Here is a 19870-nt window from a genome sequence, read left to right as displayed (position 1 = left end):
CTTGGATCTTACAACGATAAAAAATCCTGAGTTTTTAAAGAAAATGTCAGTACCACAATTAGAAGAACTAAGTGAAGAGATTCGTCGTTTTTTAATTACAAAGCTTTCTGCAACTGGTGGTCATATAGGACCAAATTTGGGGGTTGTTGAGTTAACGCTTGCACTCCATAAAGTGTTCGATAGCCCAAAAGATAAATTTTTATGGGACGTCGGTCATCAGTCGTATGTCCATAAAATTTTAACAGGACGAGCGGGAGAGTTTGATACGATCCGTCAATATAAAGGGTTATGCGGTTTTCCAAAGCGTGATGAAAGTGAGCATGATGTATGGGAAACTGGACATAGTTCTACATCTCTTTCAGCCGCAATGGGAATGGCTGCTGCAAGAGATTTGCAAAAAACAAAAGCTCACATTGTTCCTATCATTGGTGACGGAGCTTTAACAGGTGGTATGGCTCTTGAAGCGCTTAACCACATCGGGGACGAACAAACGGATATGACCGTTATTTTAAATGATAATGAAATGTCTATCGCTCCTAACGTGGGAGCTGTGCACAGCATTCTAGGACGTTTGCGCACGGCGGGCAAATACAACTGGGTAAAAGATGAGCTTGAAGTCTTGCTGAAAAAAGTACCTGCAGTAGGAGGTAAGCTTGCGGCAACGGCAGAACGTGTAAAAGATGGCTTAAAGTACATGGTCGTGTCAGGCATGTTCTTTGAAGATCTTGGCTTTACGTATTTAGGCCCGGTTGATGGCCATAGCTATGACGATTTATTGGAAACGTTACAATATGCAAAGAAAACAAAAGGACCGGTACTGATTCACGTTATTACCAAAAAAGGGAAAGGGTATTTGCCAGCGGAAAGCGATAAAAGCGGAGCATGGCATGGTACAGGCCCTTACAAAATTGAGTCCGGTGATTTTATTAAAGACAAAAATGTTCCAATTGCTTGGAGTAAACTAGTAAGCGATACGGTATTGAAGATGGCTAGGGAAGATGAGCGTATCGTAACAGTAACGCCAGCAATGCCTGTAGGTTCAAAGCTTGAAGCATTTCAAAAAGAGTTTCCGCATCGCATGTTTGATGTTGGGATTGCAGAGCAGCATGCAACAACAATGGCAGCTGGTCTTGCAACTCAAAATATGAAGCCCTTTTTAGCTATTTATTCTACATTTTTACAGCGTGCATACGATCAAGTGGTTCATGATATTTGCCGTCAGAAGCTAAATGTATTTATTGGGATTGATCGCGCTGGGCTAGTAGGTGCTGATGGTGAAACGCATCAAGGCGTGTTTGATATTGCATTCTTACGTCATTTGCCTAACCTTGTTATTATGATGCCAAAGGACGAGAATGAAGGCCAGCACATGGTTCACACTGCTTTGACTTATGAAGAAGGTCCGATTGCCATGCGCTATGCTAGAGGAAACGGATTAGGTGTTGAACTAGATTCAGAACTGAAAAACATTCCGATTGGTACATGGGACGTATTAAAAGAAGGTTCAGATACAACCATTTTAACGTTTGGTACAACGATTTCAATGGCTATGGATGCAGCACAAGAACTTGAGAAGCAAGGAATCAGCGTAAAAGTGGTAAATGCTCGTTTTATTAAACCGCTGGATGAAAAAATGCTTCATGAGATCTTCCAAACAAATAAGCCTGTGATGACAGTAGAAGAAGCAGTACTTCAAGGCGGTTTTGGAAGCGCAGTGTTAGAGTTTGCATCAGAGCACGGCTATTATGATACGCGCGTTGAACGTATGGGGATTCCAGATCGTTTTATCGAGCACGGCAGCGTAACAAAACTTTTAGAAGAAATTGGCTTAACCAAAGAAGAGATTATAAATCGAGTTAAAAAACTCGTAACACCAACACAAAAGAGGCTTGAAGTTAAGTGACGAAAAAAGAACGAGTAGATGTATTATTAGTAGAACGAGGTTTGATTGAAACAAGAGAAAAAGCAAAGCGTACAGTTATGGCAGGACTTGTTTATGCAAATGAAGTCCGTTTGGATAAGCCGGGAGAGAAAATTGAACGCGATACGCCGCTGACAATTAAAGGTGCAGTGATGCCCTATGTCAGCAGAGGCGGCTTTAAGCTTGAAAAAGCGATTAAAGAATTTAATGTCCATGTAGCCGATAAAATTATGATTGATATTGGTTCTTCTACTGGAGGCTTTACCGATTGTGCGCTTCAAAATGGAGCGAAGATGTCCTATGCGCTAGACGTAGGCTATAATCAGCTAGCTTGGAAGCTTCGTCAAGATGAACGAGTAGAAGTAATGGAACGAACAAATTTCCGTTATGTGACGCCAGCTGATTTATCAAGAGGCTTGCCTGAATTCGCTTCTATTGATGTATCATTTATTTCCTTAAGACTCATTCTCCCTGTGTTAAAAACACTTCTTGTTCCACACAGCGATGTTGTTGCGCTTGTCAAGCCACAATTTGAGGCTGGAAGAGAACAAGTTGGAAAAAAAGGAATCGTGCGTGACTCAAAAGTGCATGAAGAGGTCTTTCAAGGCATGGTGGATTTCTCCCTTCGTCAAGGATACGATGTATATAACATGTCGTATTCACCGATAACAGGAGGAGATGGAAATATCGAATTTCTTCTTCATCTGCGCTGGAAAGGCGAGCGTGAACTTGGTGAAAATCAAGCTCCGCTTACTGTGCGTGAAGTGGTCGAAGAAGCACATAAGACGTTAAAAGAGAAAAAATAATAATGGCCAATGTTAAGCAAAGACTTAGCATTGGCGATTTGATTATGACTCTTTATACAAAAGGTGCATAATCAAGTTGAACACATTATGATACTTAATTAGTGAAAGACTTATAAACAACAAAATAAAAAGAAGATTACATATTAATGTGAGGTGCCAACATGAATAAAGGGCAAAGACATATTAAAATTCGTGATATTATCACGAATAATGATATTGAAACACAAGATGAATTGGTAGATATTTTAAAAAACCAAGGTTTTAATGTAACACAGGCAACAATCTCTCGTGATATTAAAGAATTGCACTTAGTCAAAGTACCTTTGATGGACGGTCGATACAAATACAGTTTGCCTGCGGATCAACGTTTTAATCCTTTGCAAAAGTTAAAGCGCTCTCTTATGGATGCGTTTGTGAAAATTGATTCAGCTGGGCATATGTTGGTGATGAAAACATTACCGGGAAATGCAAATGCGATTGGCGCATTAATTGATCATTTGGACTGGGATGAAATATTAGGAACAATTTGTGGAGACGATACATGTTTGATTATTTGCCGTACTCCTGAAGATACGCAAATTATATCAGACCGATTCTTAGAAATGTTATAAAGGTGAGTGAAGCAGGTTGTTAGCTGAATTATCCATTAAAAATTTTGCGATTATTGATGAACTTTCTGTTTCATTTGAAAAAGGCTTAACGGTATTAACAGGCGAAACAGGAGCGGGAAAATCAATTATTATTGATGCCATTTCATTGTTAGTAGGTGGAAGAGGCTCTTCGGAGTTTGTTCGCCACGGAACAGACAGAGCTGAAATTGAAGGGCTTTTCTTATTTGATGAAGAACAACATCCAAGTCATGAAAAAGCCAAACAAGTCGGTTTGGAAGTGGAAGATGGAATGATTGTGCTTCGCCGAGATATTACCACAAATGGGAAAAGTATTTGCCGGATCAATGGTAAGCTCGTAACGTTAGCTATCCTACGTGAAGTTGGACAGACGTTAATTGATATACATGGACAGCATGAACACCAAGATTTAATGAATCAAGATCGTCACTTAACTCTTCTTGATCAATATGGAGGTGAAAAAGTAGAAGAGGCTTTGACGGAGTATCGAGAGGTATTTTCTAGATATACATCGTTAAAAAAACAGTTAGATCAATTAACTGAAAATGAACAGCAGATGGCACATCGCCTAGACCTCATTCAATTTCAATTAGATGAAATCAAAGCGGCAAATTTGCAGCTGAATGAAGACGAGGAACTAAATGAAGAGCGTTTGAAGATTTCCAACTTTGAAAAGATCTATACGTCACTAAACGATGCGTACAATGCGCTGCACGGTGAACATCAAGGTTTAGATTGGGTAGGCGTAGCAATGAATCATACGGAGGATATTTCTTCACTAGAAAAAAACTATGCCGACATTTCTGAAATGATTTCATCGAGCTTCTATCAGTTAGAAGACGCGTCTTATAAAATTCGTCAGCAGCTTGATTTATTAGAATTTGATCCTAAACGCCTAGACTTTATTGAAGCGCGTTTAAATGAAATTAATCACTTAAAGCGTAAATACGGTCAAAGTGTAGACGAAATTCTAGAATATGCAGCGCAAATTGAAGATGAAATTGATCGTATTGAAAATCGCGATACGCACGTGAGCAAGATTAAAGAACAGTTAAACAGTGTAGCACAGGATTTATTAGTAGAAGCTAACAACGTTTCAGCTATTCGAAAAAAACTTGCTCAAGAGTTAACAGACAGCATCCATCATGAGCTTCAAGAACTGTATATGGCTAAGACCGTATTTCAAATTAAATTCTCTGTAGTAAATGCAGGCAAAAATGATGTTGAAGTAAATGGAGAAAGAATAAAATTCTCCAAAGATGGAATTGACAACGTAGAGTTTTATATTTCTACTAATCCTGGTGAACCGTTAAAGCCTCTTGCAAAAGTAGCTTCAGGCGGAGAACTTTCAAGAATCATGCTGGCGTTAAAGAGCATTTTTTCTAAGCATCAAGGTGTGACGTCTATTATCTTTGATGAAGTTGATACGGGCGTAAGCGGAAGAGTAGCTCAATCAATCGGGGAAAAAATCCATGCCATTTCCGTTGATTCACAAGTTCTCTGTATATCTCATCTGCCGCAGGTAGCAGCTATGGCAGATACTCATCTCTTTATTGCCAAGGAGATAAAAGGTGATCGTACAACGACGTCTGTTCTTCCATTAACTCTTGATGAAAAAGTCAAAGAAATTGGTCGAATGATTGCAGGAGCTGAAATTACAAGCTTAACGAAGGAACATGCCAAAGAGCTTTTAGATTTAGCGGATAAGATGAAGCACACCATTTAAAAAAACACCTTTTAACACGTGAAAGTATGTGTTAAAGGTGTTTTTTTATACAAAATTGAAGAACTGAAAATGTTTCCTTGCACTTCTTTTCATTTTTCTCTGAACTTCTGTTATAAATGCGCTCTAAGAAGGCTAAATTAAATGTGTAGCCATTTAGGCGAGGAAGCGAGGAGAGTGAAAACATGCAAAATCGATACAGACATATAATTGGTGCGATTCTCCTTGTTTCGTTCATTTTTGTAGGATTTATTCCAGTTGTGCAACAATATATACACATTCCAAAACAAATCGTCTTATTTGAACAGCAAAAAGAAAAAATTAATACGACATTACCGCTTAGCGTAGAAGCTTCATCACCTGTTTACGATGTAACAAGTAACAAGGCGAAGCTGACCGTAGCAGGCAAGCAAGTAGGCAAAGAAGAATTGATGCTTCATTTGGCCGGCATTCCTGTAAAGCGTGTAGACGTGCAGGTATTATCAGATTTTAAAGTCATTCCAGGTGGACAATCAATCGGTGTGAAATTAAATTCAAAAGGTGTTCTTGTTGTAGGCTATCATCAAGTAGATACGGCAAAAGGTAAAAAATCTCCTGGTGAAATTGCGGGTATTCAAGTTGGAGATATGATAACGAAGATTAATGGTAAAACGATTGAAAAAATGAGTGATATTACACCGTTTATTCAGCAGGCAGGGAAAACGGGTGAACCACTAAATCTGCATATTTTAAGAGAAAAAAAGCAGTTTGACACTAAGCTATATCCGTTAAAAGATAAACAAGATTATGCTTACAGAATCGGTTTATACATCCGTGATTCAGCTGCAGGAATTGGCACAATGACTTTTTATGATCCAAAATCTAAAAAATACGGGGCTTTAGGCCATGTTATTTCGGATATGGATACAAAAAAGCCAATCGTAGTAGAAGATGGCCAAATTGTCCGTTCGACCGTTACATCTATTGAGAAAGGTTCTAACGGCGTTCCCGGAGAAAAGCTAGCAAGGTTTTCTGAAGATAGACAAATCATTGGAAATATTACACGAAATAGTCCTTTTGGTATTTTTGGAAAATTGTCTTCAACAATGGAAAACGGAATAATGGATAAAGCAATGCCAATTGCCCTATCTCATCAAGTAAAAGAAGGACCAGCTAAAATTCTAACGGTGGTAGATGATGATCAAGTAGAAGAATTTGATATTGAAATCATGAGTACTATACCTCAAAAGTTTCCAGCTACTAAAGGAATGGTTATTAAAATTACAGATCCTAAATTGCTAAAGAAAACGGGTGGAATTGTTCAAGGAATGAGCGGAAGTCCGATTATTCAAAACGGGAAAGTTATTGGAGCGGTTACACATGTTTTTGTAAATGATCCTACCTCGGGTTACGGTGTCCACATTGAATGGATGCTTAACGAAGCAGGAATTGATATTTATAAAAATAATCGAAAAAAAGCGAGCTAATGTTGTCATTAGTTCGCTTTTTTTGATAAAAATTATTGTCGTAAATGTAAGAGAAAAACGTCGAAAAACAAAGAAAATAAGAGAAAATCGAATAAATTCCATTTAAAAGACTTTTTTCTAAAAAAATAAAGGAAATAATGTTGCATTGTCGAATTTGTCCTTTAGAATAAAGAATAGAGACACGTAGGAAACGACGTATAACATAAAGGACTGAGGAGGAAGCTGCATTGAAAAAAATTAAAGTATGCTTGGTTGATGATAATCGGGAACTAATTGGTTTGCTTGAAGATTATATTTCAGAGCAAGAAGACATGGAAGTAATCGGAGTAGCTTACAATGGACAAGAGTGTTTATCCATTTTAAAAGATAAAGATCCGGATGTTCTTGTATTAGATATTATTATGCCGCATCTAGATGGATTAGCAGTTTTAGGTCAGTTGAAAGAAATGAAAAAAGAAAATTATCCAAATGTCATTATGCTAACAGCATTTGGACAAGAAGACGTGACGAAAAAAGCGGTGGATTTAGGAGCTGCTTATTTTATTCTAAAGCCGTTTGATATGGAAAACTTAGTGAATCATATTCGTCAAGTTAGCGGACAAACATCTTCATTTATGCAACGTTCATCTTCTTCCATGCGTTCGCATCGCGACAGTAAACCAGCAAATTTAGATGCCAGCATTACGAGCATCATTCACGAAATTGGTGTACCTGCTCATATCAAAGGCTACTTATATTTGAGAGAAGCCATTTCAATGGTATATAAGGATATTGAGCTGCTTGGATCGATTACAAAAGTGCTGTATCCTGACATTGCAAAAAAATATAATACAACGGCAAGCCGCGTTGAGCGCGCCATTCGTCATGCAATTGAAGTTGCGTGGAGCCGAGGAAATATTGATTCCATTTCTTCATTATTCGGATATACTGTCAGCATGTCAAAAGCGAAGCCGACAAATAGTGAATTTATCGCCATGGTTGCGGATAAATTACGCCTTGAACATAAAGCGAGTTGAAAGGGATAGGACTGCTGGAATTACGGGGTTTTGAGTGAGTTTATACCTTTTGTAATACAGAGTACATGCCGATAAACTTTTGAAAATTACACTAGATATCAAACTGAAAACCAATAAACTTTTTACCGCAGGGCCGATGAATTTTAAGGATTCATTGGTCTTTTTACTTTTCCTGAACGTTAAAAAATTTGAAGTGTATGTTTATATCAAACAAAAAGCAGCCTTCAGAAAAGGCTGCTTTTTTTAATCCATTAATTTAGCAATTGGTTTTGAAAGGAACAGAACAACAATTCCAAGTACAATTGTCACAGCTCCGATTAAGCTGAAAATGTCAAAATAACCTAGTGACTGTGTGTAAGATGCAAGAACACCAGCTAGTTTATTAGCAACAGCAGAGCTTGCCATCCATACGCCCATTAAAAGAGAAGCAAGCTTTAATGGAGCCAGTCTACTTACCATGGACAATCCTACTGGCGAAATCATAAGCTCAGCTAGCGTGTGCAGGAAGTAAGTAAAAATCATAAACAGGATATTTACTTTTAAAGCTGGGTCATTACCAGTATACATAACGGCTGGAATTAAAAGTAAGAATCCTAATCCAACTGTTACAAGTCCCATGCCCATTTTTGTTGGTGTTTTAAAATCACCGCGTTTTGAATTTCCTAGCTTGTACCAAACTAGTGACATAATTGGTGCTAAAATCATAATGAACAGTGGATTCAATGATTGGAACCACTCTGTTGGAACCGTGAAGCTACCTATTTGACGATCAATTTGATCTTGAGCATATAGTGTTAAAGAACTTCCAGCCTGTTCAAAAGCTGTCCAGAAAGCAATAACAACGAAGGCTAAAATAACGATAGCAACCGTTCTTTTCTTTTCTCGTGCTGTCAGCGGAGCAGTTGATGTTTGAGATGCTGCTGCGTGAACTTTTCCTGTAGGCTCTTTCCCAATATCACCTAAATAGCGATTAGCTAGTAAGTTAAATAAAATTTGTCCAACAACCATTCCAATAGCTGCTGTTAAAAATCCGTATTTGTAACTCATTAATCCAACAACTAATGGTGCAAAAAATGCGCCAAAGTTAATACCCATATAAAAAATGGTAAAAGCACCGTCACGGCGAGGATCATTTTCTTCATACAGATCTCCGACTAAAGTGGAGATATTCGGTTTGAAAAATCCGTTTCCGATAATTAATAAAGCAAGTCCGATATACAAAGCGGCTACGCTTTGATGAATAAAGATTGAAAAATTCCCAAGTGCCATAATTATACCACCGATAGTGATGGCTAGCCTTCTTCCGAGGAAGCGGTCTGTTAAATATCCGCCAATCATCGGTGTAATATAGACAGCACTAGTGAATGTTCCATATAAGCTCAGTGCAGTTGCTTTATCTACACCGAGCCCACCTTGAGCAGCGGTAGCAGTTAAATAAAGAACCAAAATGGCTCTCATTCCATAATAACTAAATCTTTCCCATGCCTCAGTAGCGAATAATAAGTACAGTCCAGGAGGATGTTTTTTCCTAGACTCATTTGGCTGCTGATTTTCGTGTGGTACAGCTGCTTGCATAATGAAGTCCCCCTAAAAATTTTCTCATACTATCTAATCCTTTTATTTGAATTGATCAAAAAATCAGAATATAAGTACTGGAATAAATATAATGTATTTTTATTTTAGTAGAAAAACAATAATTTCGTCAATGAAATTATATGGAAAAATCAAAAAATAATTAAATATACACAAAAAAGTATTAAATTCCTTATTTAAAAGCATTTTTAAAAATACATTTATATTATTAAATATTCTAATATATGTTGTGGAAGCTGAAAAAAGAATGTGATACTATTTTTAGGAATAGAAAACCAAAAAAAAAGATCTGTTATTCAGATCCTTTTTTATCTTTGCTCGCATTTAATTCAGCAAGTTTCTGCAGCAAAATATGCTGAGGCATATGCATTAATTGCTCGAGGGGGATATTTAATTGTTCCGCTAATTTTACGGCTGTATCCGGTGAAATTTGCAGTGGTCTCATACACAACGACCTCCTTTTGCATATAAAGTAATGAAAGTGAAAAAGTATAAACAGTAAATTCGTGCTTTCACTATTAAGTAATGCTAAAGTTAATAATAAGTGATAATAGAGGAGTTGAGCAAGTATGTTTGTAATTGGTCATCGCGGCGCAGCTGGAACGTTTCCTGAAAATACGATGATTTCCTTCAAAGAAGCAGCGAGAGTTGGAGCACACGGAATTGAACTTGATGTGCATATGACAAAAGATGGAGAACTTGCTGTAATTCATGACGAAAAAGTAGATCGAACGACAAATGGAAAAGGGTATGTAAAAGATTTTACGTATCAAGATTTACAAAAATTAGATGCGAGCTATAAGTTCAAAAAAAAGTACGGAGTATGCAAAATTCCCACGTTAAATGAAGTAATGGAGTGGGCTTCAGGCGAAGGAATTAGTGTAAATATTGAGTTGAAAAACAACATATTTGACTATCCATACTTGGAAATGAAAGTTTTAGATTTAATTTATTTATACAAGATGAAGAATCGAACGATGATTTCATCTTTTAATCATAACAGCTTAGCTCGAATAGGTTCTTTGGATTCTACAATGGAAACAGCCATTTTATACTCTTATCCAATGTATGAGCCTTGGGTATATGCGCAGCATCTTGGCGCAAAAGCTCTTCACCCTAATCACCGTACCGTGAATGAAGTAAATGTAGCCGCTTCAAAAGATTGTCAAATTCCAGTGCGACCTTATACAGTAAATGATGTAAAATTAGCTGAGCAGCTTCGGAAATATGGATGTGAATCCGTTATTACTGATTATCCGGAAAAAATGGTGAAGCAATTTGGGGGGCGCTTTTCGTAAAAAAACATCGCATTAATGCGATGTTTTTTTATCTTTTTGAAATCTGTTTTGAACTTTGTTTCGCTTGCGGTCTCTGTGCAGAATAAAGCCAGCAACAAATCCAAGGCCGATTACAAATAACAGAAGACCGACTGAAAATTGCAAAAATAAAGAAGGGAACGGGGATTGCAGGATGCCAAAAATCATATCTCTCATAAGTTTAATGCCATAGCCAGCGAGTATACCAGGAATAAGTAAGATTAGTAGGGCGATAATTCGAACCATAACTTCTCCTTTCGCTTCTCTTTTTTTAAAATGAATGCGTTTACATTTTGAAACCGTTATACTTGAATCATAAAAGAACTAAATAAATTGTCAAGAGCGTTTCTTTTTTTATATGATAGGTATATGCAATATTTTGCACGGAATATGTACATATTAAGTAGAAAAGGTGAAAAAATATGCAAAATGTGTTGATAGTTGGAGGAGGCAAAGGCGGATTAGCTATTCTGAAAATCTTGTTGGAAACCGAATTTATGAAAGTAATTGGTGTGGTAGACGTACGAGCTAACGCGCCGGCTGTTTTGCATGCGCAAGAACAAGATATTTCAACCGGAATGAATTGGGAGCCTTATATGACAAAGCAGCTCGATGTCATTGTTGAAACAACAGGTAAACAAGGCGTCTTTCAACAATTGCAGAGAAGCAAACCAGCTGATGCACTGGTAGTGCCGAGATTGGTTGCTGAAATTATGGCAAATTTAATGGAGGAAAAAGAAGAGTTAATTCAGCGGTTAAAACAAGAATCGTATAAATATGATCTTATTTTTAACGCGGCTCATGATGCGATGGTCGTGATTGATAGGAATGGATATATTACGCTATTTAATCAAAGTGCCGAGCGTTTGACGAACTTTTCACACAGAGATGTAATTGGTAAGCATCTTCATGAAGTCATTCCAAATAGTAAACTTGTTGATGTTCTTCATACAAAAACGATTGATCAAAATAGTGAATTTGTGTTAGATAGCGGACGGAAGGTAATTACAACTAGAATACCAATACTCGACGAGAATGGAGAGTTGTTTGGGGCCTTTTCGATTTTTAAAGATATTACGGACGTTGTCGGATTGGCAGAAGAAGTTACGAACTTAAAAGAAGTACAAACCATGCTTCAAGCTATTATTCAATCTTCTGAGGAAGCTATTTCGGTTGTCGACGAAGAAGGAAGAGGGATTTTAATTAATCCTGCTTATACGAGAATTACGGGTTTAAAAAAGACGGATATTATTGGGCAGCCTGCGACTGCCGATATCTCTGAAGGAGACAGTATGCACATGAAGGTGCTGCAAACAAGGCGTCCCGTTCGAGGAGTAAGAATGAGGCTTGGTCCGAGTAAAAGAGACGTAGTTGTGAATGTTGCCCCCGTTATTGTCGATGGAAAATTAAAAGGTAGCGTTGGCGTTATTCATGATATGTCTGAAATTCAAGAGCTTACAAATGAACTCAAAAGAGCGCGTCAAATTATCCGAACGCTTGAAGCGAAATATTCATTTGCTGATATCATTGGTCAGTCTGAAGAGTTTCAGTTAGCAATTGAGCAGGCTAGACTTGCTGCTAAAACACCAGCTACTGTTTTGCTTAGAGGTGAATCTGGGACAGGTAAAGAGTTGTTTGCACATGCGATTCATAATGCGAGCAGCCGAAAGTTTAATAAATTTGTCCGGATTAACTGTGCTGCGCTTTCTGAGTCTTTGCTTGAAAGTGAACTTTTTGGTTATGAAGAAGGAGCTTTTTCCGGGGCAAAACGAGGCGGGAAACGAGGCGTTTTTGAAGAAGCCAATAACGGTAGCATCTTTTTAGATGAAATCGGGGAGCTCTCAGCTCATATGCAGGCTAAGTTGCTTCGGGTGCTTCAGGAAAAAGAGCTTATTCGCGTTGGGGGAACGACTCCTATTCCGGTGAATGTTCGCGTTATTGCAGCTACGAATGTGAATTTAGAAAAAGGAATGGCTGATGGAAGCATCAGACAGGACTTGTATTATCGGCTAAACAAAATTCCGATTCACATACCTCCTCTTCGGAAGAGAAAAGAGGATATTGAAGCGCTTGTTACACACTTAATTACAAAAATTAATCAAGATTACGGTCGGCATGTTGAAGGGGTAACAGAGCGGGCTTTACAATCATTAAGATCATACGACTGGCCAGGGAACGTCAGGGAGCTTGAAAATATATTAGGCAGAGCCATTATTTATATGCACTATACGGAAACAAGGATTGATTCTGTTCATCTCCCTTCACTTGAAGGCAAGAGCAAAAAAGAAAAAAGTCAGGTAAATGAGGAAGTAGTGTTCGAAGGGAAGACCTTAGCGCACATGATGGAAAACTATGAAGCGGAACTTATTCAAAAAGTGCTGTTTGCAAACGAATATAACCGAACGAAAACAGCAAAACAGCTTAATATTTCGCTTCGTTCCTTGTATTATAAGCTGGAAAAGTATAATCTTGCAAATAACAGCATGCAATAAAGTGCATGGTGTGCAATTTATTGCATATAAATAGAAGGATATTCTTTCTTTCTATTTGTCGTTAGAATCAATAAAAAAAATTTTTTGTGCGTAAGAACGGATATAAGCAGCTATATTATGTAATATATGCAGAGTGTGGCACAAATCTTGCATGTATTTTAGGTGACTGCATAAACGCGCAGTATGCTTTTTGAAACAGGGAAAAAGACAGAATGAAAAAGGAGAGGTCGAACGTTCAATGACTCTTGCTACCATCTTATCTCAGGTTGCTAAGCGGTCTTCATTAACTGTTGCTGTTGCTGCAGCTGAAGACTTAGAAACAATTGAGGCAGTGTATGAAGCTGTGTCAAGGGAAGTTTCTGAATTTATTTTGTTTGGCAACGAAACGACAATTAATGAATTATTCAGGCAGTACCGCCCATCCTTACTTACTCATAAGGCTGTGACGGTCGTACATACGGAGTCTGTTTTAGAAGCGGCTCAATTAGCTGTGCGTTCAGTTCAGCAAGGTCAAGCGCATATCGTAATGAAAGGAAATTTATCCACATCGCTTATTTTAAAGGCTGTGTTAAATAAAGAGCATGGTCTGCGTACGGGCAATGTTTTATCACATGTAGCTGTGTTTGACGTTCCTCACTATGATCGCTCTATTCTTGTAACAGATGCGGCTATGAATATTACGCCGTCTCTTGAAGAGAAAGTTCAAATCATTCAAAATGCGGTAAACGTTGCTCACTCGATTGGGATAGAGGTACCAAAGGTAGCTCCTATTGCAGCGGTTGAAGTTGTGAACCCTTTGATGTCCGCAACAGTAGAGGCTGCACTTCTTACACAGATGAACCGCAGAGGACAAATTAAAGGCTGCGTTATTGATGGGCCTTTAGCACTCGATAATGCCATTAATGTAGAAGCAGCCAAGCAAAAAGGCATTCAAAGTGAAGTTGCCGGTCAAGCAGATATATTACTCGTTCCTGCGATTGAAACAGGGAACGTCCTATATAAATCCCTTATTTATTTTGCTAAAGCAAAAGTTGGAGCTGTTCTAGCGGGGGCTAAAGCTCCAGTCGTCTTAACATCAAGAGCAGATTCAGCAGAAAGTAAATTATACTCACTGGCGCTCGCTATCAGCGTCGCTCAACAGAATTCTTAGGAGGCACTAACAATGAAAATTTTTGACTATATGGAAACATACGATTATGAGCAGTTATTATTTTGCCAAGATAAAGATTCAGGCTTAAAAGCCATTATTGCGATTCACGATACAACAATTGGACCAGCTCTAGGCGGTACGAGAATGTGGACGTATGAATCAGAAGAGGCTGCAATTGAAGATGCGCTTCGTTTATCACGCGGAATGACGTATAAAAATGCAGCAGCAGGCTTGAATTTAGGAGGAGGGAAAACGGTTATTATCGGAGATCCTCGCAAAGACAAAAATGAAGCGATGTTCCGTGCATTTGGTCGCTTTATCCAAGGGTTAAATGGTCGATATATTACAGCAGAAGATGTGGGCACAACGGTAGAGGATATGGATATTGTATATGAGGAAACGGATTATGTAACAGGTGTATCTCCTGCTTTTGGTTCATCAGGCAATCCATCACCAGTCACAGCCTACGGTGTATACCGAGGAATTAAAGCAGCAGCAAAAGAAGCATTTGGAACAGATATGCTGGAAGGAAAAGTAGTAGCTGTTCAAGGTGTAGGAAATGTAGCGTATAATTTATGCCGTCACCTTCACGAAGAAGGAGCAAAACTTATTGTAACGGATATTAATAAAGAAGCTGTTCAGCGTGCGGTAGAAGAATTTGGTGCACAAGCAGTAGACCCGAACGATATTTATGGTGTAGAATGTGATATCTATGCTCCTTGTGCACTCGGAGCAACGATTAACGATGAAACGATCCCTCAAATAAAAGCAAAAGTTATTGCAGGGGCGGCTAATAATCAATTGAAAGAAACGCGTCACGGTGATTTAATTCATGAATTAGGCATTGTATATGCACCGGACTATGTTATTAACGCAGGAGGCGTTATTAACGTAGCTGATGAGCTAGTTGGATATAACCGTGAGCGTGCGCTGAAAAAAGTTGAAGGTATTTATGATAATATTGAAAAGGTAGTTGAAATCTCAAAGCGAGATGGCATTCCAACCTATCTAGCAGCAGATCGCTTAGCTGAAGAAAGAATTGAAAAGCTGCGTCGTTCACGCAGTCAATTTTTACAAAATGGACAGCATATTTTAAGTAGACGTCATACGCGCTAATGTTTGAGCTGAAGGCTAGGCAAAAGGAATAAATGAAATCCTTTCGACCTAGCCTTCGTTTATGAGAATGAGAAGGTAGGAGGACATGTGTTGGATATGCACGAATATCGAATGCTGATAATAAATCCGGGTTCAACGTCCACAAAAATTGGCGTGTTTCACAACGATAAACCAATTTTTGACCGAACAATCCGCTACGATGCACAGCAAATGAATCAGTTTGAGACGATATATGCACAGTATGAGTTCCGTAAAAACTCGATTTTAGAGGCACTTGATGAAGAAGGGATTAATTTATCTAAATTAAGTGCAGTATGTGGAAGAGGAGGGCTTTTACGCCCGATTGAAGGCGGCACATACGAAGTAAATCAAGCCATGCTCAAAGATTTAAAAGACGGTTACGCCGGCCATCATGCTTCAAATTTAGGCGGGATTTTAGCGTTTGAGATTGCGTCTGGATTAAATATTCCAGCGTACATTGTTGATCCAGTTGTGGTAGATGAGCTGAGTGACATCGCTCGTATCTCAGGAACTCCTTTTATGGAAAGGAAAAGCATCTTTCACGCGCTGAATCAAAAATCGGTTGCTCGAAAAGTGGCTAAAGAAATGAATAGCACATATGAACAAATGAACGTTATTGTTACCCATATGGGTGGAGGCATTACAGTTGGGGTTCACAGGTGCGGAAAAGTAATTGATGTGAACAATGGCCTGCACGGCGACGGTCCTTTTAGTCCAGAGCGGGCTGGCGGTGTACCGGTTGGTGAATTAGTTCGCCTTTGCTTTTCAGGTCAGTATTACCGCGAGGAGATTATGAAAATGCTTGTGGGAAAAGGCGGGCTTGTTGGCTATTTAGGCACATCCGACGTGCAGAAAATCGAAGCGCTAATGAAAAATGGAAACGAAAAAGCCAAGCTTATCTACGAAGCAATGGCCTATCAAATTTCAAAGGAAATTGGAGCTGCCAGTACGGTTTTGCATGGGAAAGTAGATGCCATTATTTTAACGGGAGGCATTGCTTATTCAAAGGCGTTTGTTGAGCTGATTATTGATCATGTAAAGTGGATTGCAGATGTCATTGTTTATCCTGGAGAAAATGAGCTTCAAGCGCTAGCTGAAGGAGCTCTCCGAGTGCTTACAGGTGAAGAAGAAGTGAAGGAATATAAAGGCGCTTAATAGCGTTTGCAGAAAGGTGTGAAGCAGTGTGGCAAAAGAATATGATTTGGTCATTCTCGGCGGTGGAACTGGAGGGTACGTAGCAGCTATTCGTGCCTCTCAGTTAGGTCTATCGGTAGCGGTTGTGGAAAAAAATAAGTTAGGCGGCACATGCCTGCACGCAGGATGTATCCCAAGCAAAGCTTTGCTAAGAAGTGCAGAAGTATATCAAACCACTAAAAAAAGCAGTGGATTTGGCGTGGAAACGTCCAATGTGATATTGAACTATGCACGTGTACAAGAACGAAAGTCAGAAATTGTTTCACAGTTACATAATGGTGTCAAACAGTTAATGAAAAAAGGTAAAATTGACGTATATGAAGGAATTGGACGTATTTTAGGACCTTCTATTTTTTCTCCTATGCCAGGAACCATCTCCGTCGAATTAAACAGCGGTGAAGAAAATGAAATGCTTATTCCAAAGAATGTAATTGTCGCAACAGGTTCTCGTCCTAGAACATTACCTGGCTTAACGATTGACGGAGAGAAAGTGATTACTTCAGACGAAGCGTTAAAGATTGAAACACTTCCTGCTTCCATTATTATTGTAGGAGGCGGCGTCATCGGAATTGAATGGGCGTCAATGTTGACAGATTTTGATGTGGATGTAACGGTTGTTGAATACAGCGATCGTATTTTACCAACAGAAGATCAAGATATCTCTCGTGAAATGACCAAGCTTTTAAAAGCAAAAGGAGTTACCATTATTACTTCTGCTAAAGTAATGGCTGATACATTGTCTATTGATGGTCAGGTGAAAATTTCGGCTCAAGTAGGAGACGATATGCAAGAATATAAAGCGGAAAAGCTGCTTGTATCTGTAGGGCGTCAAGCAAATGTGGAAGGAATCGGTCTCGAGAATACCGATATCGTAGTAGAAAATGGTGTGATTGCCACAAATGATTTTTATCAAACAAAAGAATCTCATATCTACGCAATTGGAGATGTAATTGGTGGACTGCAGCTTGCACACGTAGCTTCTCATGAAGGAATTGTAGCTGTTGAGCATTTACATGGTGAAAAGCCTTTGAAAATTGATTATACAACAATCTCTAAATGTTTATACAGCAGCCCGGAAGCAGCAAGTGTAGGATTAACAGAACAAGAAGCAAAACAGCAAGGATTTCAGCTGAAGGTTGGAAAGTTTCCTTTTAAGGCCGTGGGAAAAGCTCTTGTATATGGAGAGGCAGAGGGATTTGTTAAAATTATTGCCGATGCCGACACAAATGATGTCCTTGGTGTGCATATGATTGGACCTCACGTGACGGATATGATCTCTGAAGCGGGTCTTGCAAAGGTATTGGATGCTACACCATGGGAAATTGCTCATACCATTCATCCTCACCCTAGCCTTTCAGAAGCGATGGGAGAAGCTTCATTAGCTGTAGATGGAAAAGCGATTCATTTTTGATGATTAAAGGAGGTTTAAACATGACAAAAAACCGTCATGAATCATTAGGATTAACTGATGAACAAGTACTTGAAATGTACCGCACTATGCTGCTTGCACGAAAAATTGATGAGCGTATGTGGCTATTAAACCGTGCAGGGAAGGTGCCGTTTGTTATCTCATGTCAAGGTCAAGAAGCCGCTCAAGTTGGCGCAGCTTTTGCCTTAAACAGAGAGAATGATTACATATTACCTTATTACCGGGATCTGGGTGTTGTGCTAGCATTTGGGATGACTGCGCGCGATTTAATGCTTTCTGGGTTTGCTAAAGCAGAAGATCCAAACTCAGGAGGTCGTCAAATGCCAGGTCACTTTGGCTACAAAGAAAAGCGAATTGTAACAGGATCTTCTCCGGTTACAACACAGGTGCCTCATGCAGTAGGAATCGCTTTAGCAGGACGATTGGAGAAAAAAGACTTAGTAACGTTTGTCACGTTTGGAGAAGGATCTTCTAACCAAGGAGATTTCCACGAAGGCGCGAACTTTGCAGGTGTTCATAAGCTTCCTGTTATCTTTATGTGTGAAAATAACAAGTATGCGATTTCTGTTCCGGTTGAAAAGCAGCTAGGCTGCGCAAAAGTATCTGATCGTGCGATTGGATATGGTATGCCAGGCTACACAATTGATGGAAACGACGTACTTGAAGTATACCGAGTGGTAAAAGAAGCAAGAGATCGTGCATCCAGAGGAGAAGGTCCTACGCTTATTGAAACTGTTTCAGAACGTTTGACGGCCCATTCAAGTGACGACGACGATCGTGCATATCGCGGAGCAGAAGAATTGTCTGAAGCTAAAAAGAGTGATCCGCTTGCGTACTTTGCGACTTATTTAAAAGAGGTTAACGTGTTAACCGATGAACGAGAAAAACAAATGCTTGATGATATTATGAATATCGTTAATGATGCAACAGATTATGCTGAAAACGCTCCTTATGCAGAAGCGGAATCGGCTTTAAAATACGTGTACGGTGAGTAAGGAGGAGAACATATGCCGGTTATTTCATATATTGATGCAGTAACAATGGCCATTCGTGAAGAAATGGAAAGAGATTCCCGCGTGTTTGTATTAGGAGAAGACGTAGGGAAAAAAGGCGGCGTATTTAAAGCAACCAACGGACTGTACGAACAGTTCGGAGAAGAAAGAGTCATTGACACACCTCTTGCAGAGTCTGCCATTGCAGGGGTAGGAATCGGAGCGGCAATGTACGGAATGCGCCCGATTGCTGAAATGCAATTTGCTGATTTTATTATGCCTGCAGTCAATCAAATTGTGTCAGAAGCAGCGAAAGTTCGCTATCGTTCTAATAATGATTGGAATTGTCCAATTACAATTCGTGCTCCTTACGGCGGCGGCGTCCACGGTGCTCTTTATCATTCACAATCTGTTGAAGCACTATTTGCCAATACGCCAGGGTTAAAGATTGTGATGCCTTCTACGCCTTATGACGTAAAAGGATTATTGAAAGCAGCTATTCGTGATGATGATCCAGTCCTTTTCTTTGAGCATAAACGTGCTTATCGTTTGATTAAAGGAGAAGTGCCTGAAGATGATTATGTACTTCCGATTGGCAAAGCGGATGTAAAGAGAGAAGGAGACGACATCACGGTTATTACATATGGTCTTTGTGTACACTTTGCTCTTCAAGCTGCTGAAAAACTAGAAGCAGACGGTATTTCAGCACGCATCTTAGATTTGAGAACGGTCTATCCGCTTGATAAAGAAGCTATTATTGAAGCAGCCTCTAAAACAGGTAAAGTACTGCTTTTAACGGAAGACAACAAAGAAGGCAGCATTATGAGCGAAGTAGCAGCTATTATTGCTGAACATTGCTTATTTGATTTAGATGCGCCAATTCAGCGTCTTGCTGGCCCTGATGTTCCAGCTATGCCGTATGCACCAACAATGGAAAAATATTTTATGGTGAATCCAGATAAAGTAGAAAAAGCAATGAGAGAATTAGCTCAATTTTAAAAGGAGT

Annotated in this window: 17 protein-coding genes; 14 read left to right on the top strand and 3 right to left on the bottom strand. The window is 39.1% G+C overall.

From position 1 onward, the window contains the following. Position 1: 1 nt before the first annotated feature. The 6 genes from dxs (at position 2) to spo0A (ending at position 7561) form a co-directional block, all read left to right on the top strand. Positions 2 to 1903, top strand: coding sequence for a 1-deoxy-D-xylulose-5-phosphate synthase (gene dxs / locus M3225_RS04320; protein WP_251391335.1), 1902 nt, complete (start codon positions 2 to 4; stop codon positions 1901 to 1903). After that, a complete protein-coding gene (locus tag M3225_RS04315) occupies positions 1900 to 2727 on the top strand; it encodes a TlyA family RNA methyltransferase (RefSeq protein WP_251391334.1) in 828 nt (275 codons plus the stop codon). The genes dxs and M3225_RS04315 overlap by 4 nt, the downstream gene beginning before the upstream one ends. 161 nt (positions 2728 to 2888) lie before the next feature. Continuing rightward, entirely contained in the window at positions 2889 to 3338 is a 450-nt protein-coding gene (gene ahrC / locus M3225_RS04310; protein ID WP_013059136.1) for a transcriptional regulator AhrC/ArgR, read from the top strand. Positions 3339 to 3354: 16 nt separating this feature from the next. Beyond that, a complete protein-coding gene (recN, locus tag M3225_RS04305; protein WP_251391333.1) occupies positions 3355 to 5082 on the top strand; it encodes a DNA repair protein RecN in 1728 nt (575 codons plus the stop codon). Between the two features lie 182 nt (positions 5083 to 5264). Continuing rightward, the gene (spoIVB, locus tag M3225_RS04300) at positions 5265 to 6545 is read left to right on the top strand and encodes a SpoIVB peptidase (protein ID WP_251391331.1); all 1281 of its coding nucleotides are present in this window, start codon (positions 5265 to 5267) and stop codon (positions 6543 to 6545) included. A 227-nt stretch (positions 6546 to 6772) separates the two neighbouring features. Next, positions 6773 to 7561, top strand: coding sequence for a sporulation transcription factor Spo0A (gene spo0A, locus M3225_RS04295; RefSeq protein ID WP_013084985.1), 789 nt, complete (start codon positions 6773 to 6775; stop codon positions 7559 to 7561). 243 nt (positions 7562 to 7804) lie between these two features. Here spo0A and M3225_RS04290 read toward each other — a convergent pair whose 3' ends face one another. Further along, positions 7805 to 9136: a peptide MFS transporter gene (locus M3225_RS04290; RefSeq protein WP_251391329.1), complete on the bottom strand. Its 1332-nt coding sequence runs from the start codon at positions 9134 to 9136 to the stop codon at positions 7805 to 7807. Between the two features lie 310 nt (positions 9137 to 9446). After that, complete coding sequence (locus tag M3225_RS04285; RefSeq protein ID WP_251391327.1) at positions 9447 to 9599, bottom strand: YycC family protein; 153 nt, start codon at positions 9597 to 9599, stop codon at positions 9447 to 9449. A gap of 124 nt (positions 9600 to 9723) precedes the next feature. Between M3225_RS04285 and M3225_RS04280 the strand changes: the two genes are divergently transcribed. Beyond that, entirely contained in the window at positions 9724 to 10452 is a 729-nt protein-coding gene (locus M3225_RS04280) for a glycerophosphodiester phosphodiesterase (protein WP_251391325.1), read from the top strand. Positions 10453 to 10464: 12 nt separating this feature from the next. Here the strand turns inward: M3225_RS04280 and M3225_RS04275 are convergent, their stop codons facing one another. Further along, positions 10465 to 10716, bottom strand: a complete 252-nt coding sequence (locus M3225_RS04275; protein ID WP_028411584.1) for a DUF2627 domain-containing protein — start codon at positions 10714 to 10716, stop codon at positions 10465 to 10467. 176 nt (positions 10717 to 10892) lie between these two features. On the opposite strand from M3225_RS04275, the gene M3225_RS04270 reads away from it, so the two are divergent. From M3225_RS04270 to M3225_RS04240, 7 genes are all read left to right on the top strand, one after another. Beyond that, the gene (locus M3225_RS04270) at positions 10893 to 12962 is read left to right on the top strand and encodes a sigma-54 interaction domain-containing protein (protein WP_251391324.1); all 2070 of its coding nucleotides are present in this window, start codon (positions 10893 to 10895) and stop codon (positions 12960 to 12962) included. A 238-nt stretch (positions 12963 to 13200) separates the two neighbouring features. After that, a complete protein-coding gene (gene yqiS / locus M3225_RS04265; protein ID WP_251391859.1) occupies positions 13201 to 14112 on the top strand; it encodes a phosphate butyryltransferase in 912 nt (303 codons plus the stop codon). 12 nt (positions 14113 to 14124) lie between these two features. Further along, positions 14125 to 15228: a branched-chain amino acid dehydrogenase gene (bcd, locus tag M3225_RS04260; protein WP_013059125.1), complete on the top strand. Its 1104-nt coding sequence runs from the start codon at positions 14125 to 14127 to the stop codon at positions 15226 to 15228. Between the two features lie 96 nt (positions 15229 to 15324). Beyond that, the gene (gene buk / locus M3225_RS04255) at positions 15325 to 16404 is read left to right on the top strand and encodes a butyrate kinase (protein ID WP_374109810.1); all 1080 of its coding nucleotides are present in this window, start codon (positions 15325 to 15327) and stop codon (positions 16402 to 16404) included. A 28-nt stretch (positions 16405 to 16432) separates the two neighbouring features. Further along, positions 16433 to 17854, top strand: a complete 1422-nt coding sequence (lpdA, locus tag M3225_RS04250; RefSeq protein ID WP_251391322.1) for a dihydrolipoyl dehydrogenase — start codon at positions 16433 to 16435, stop codon at positions 17852 to 17854. A gap of 20 nt (positions 17855 to 17874) precedes the next feature. Then, positions 17875 to 18867: a thiamine pyrophosphate-dependent dehydrogenase E1 component subunit alpha gene (locus M3225_RS04245; protein ID WP_230933570.1), complete on the top strand. Its 993-nt coding sequence runs from the start codon at positions 17875 to 17877 to the stop codon at positions 18865 to 18867. 12 nt (positions 18868 to 18879) lie between these two features. After that, positions 18880 to 19863 carry an alpha-ketoacid dehydrogenase subunit beta gene (locus M3225_RS04240; protein ID WP_251391321.1) on the top strand — a complete coding sequence of 328 codons (984 nt, stop codon included), beginning with the start codon at positions 18880 to 18882 and terminating at the stop codon, positions 19861 to 19863. Positions 19864 to 19870: the final 7 nt, after the last annotated feature.

Source organism: Priestia aryabhattai, assembly GCF_023715685.1.
GTDB classification, from domain to species: Bacteria; Bacillota; Bacilli; order Bacillales; family Bacillaceae_H; genus Priestia; species Priestia aryabhattai_B.
The sequence above is the reverse complement of the archived record's forward strand: the minus strand, read 5'-3'. Positions and strand labels throughout refer to the sequence as shown.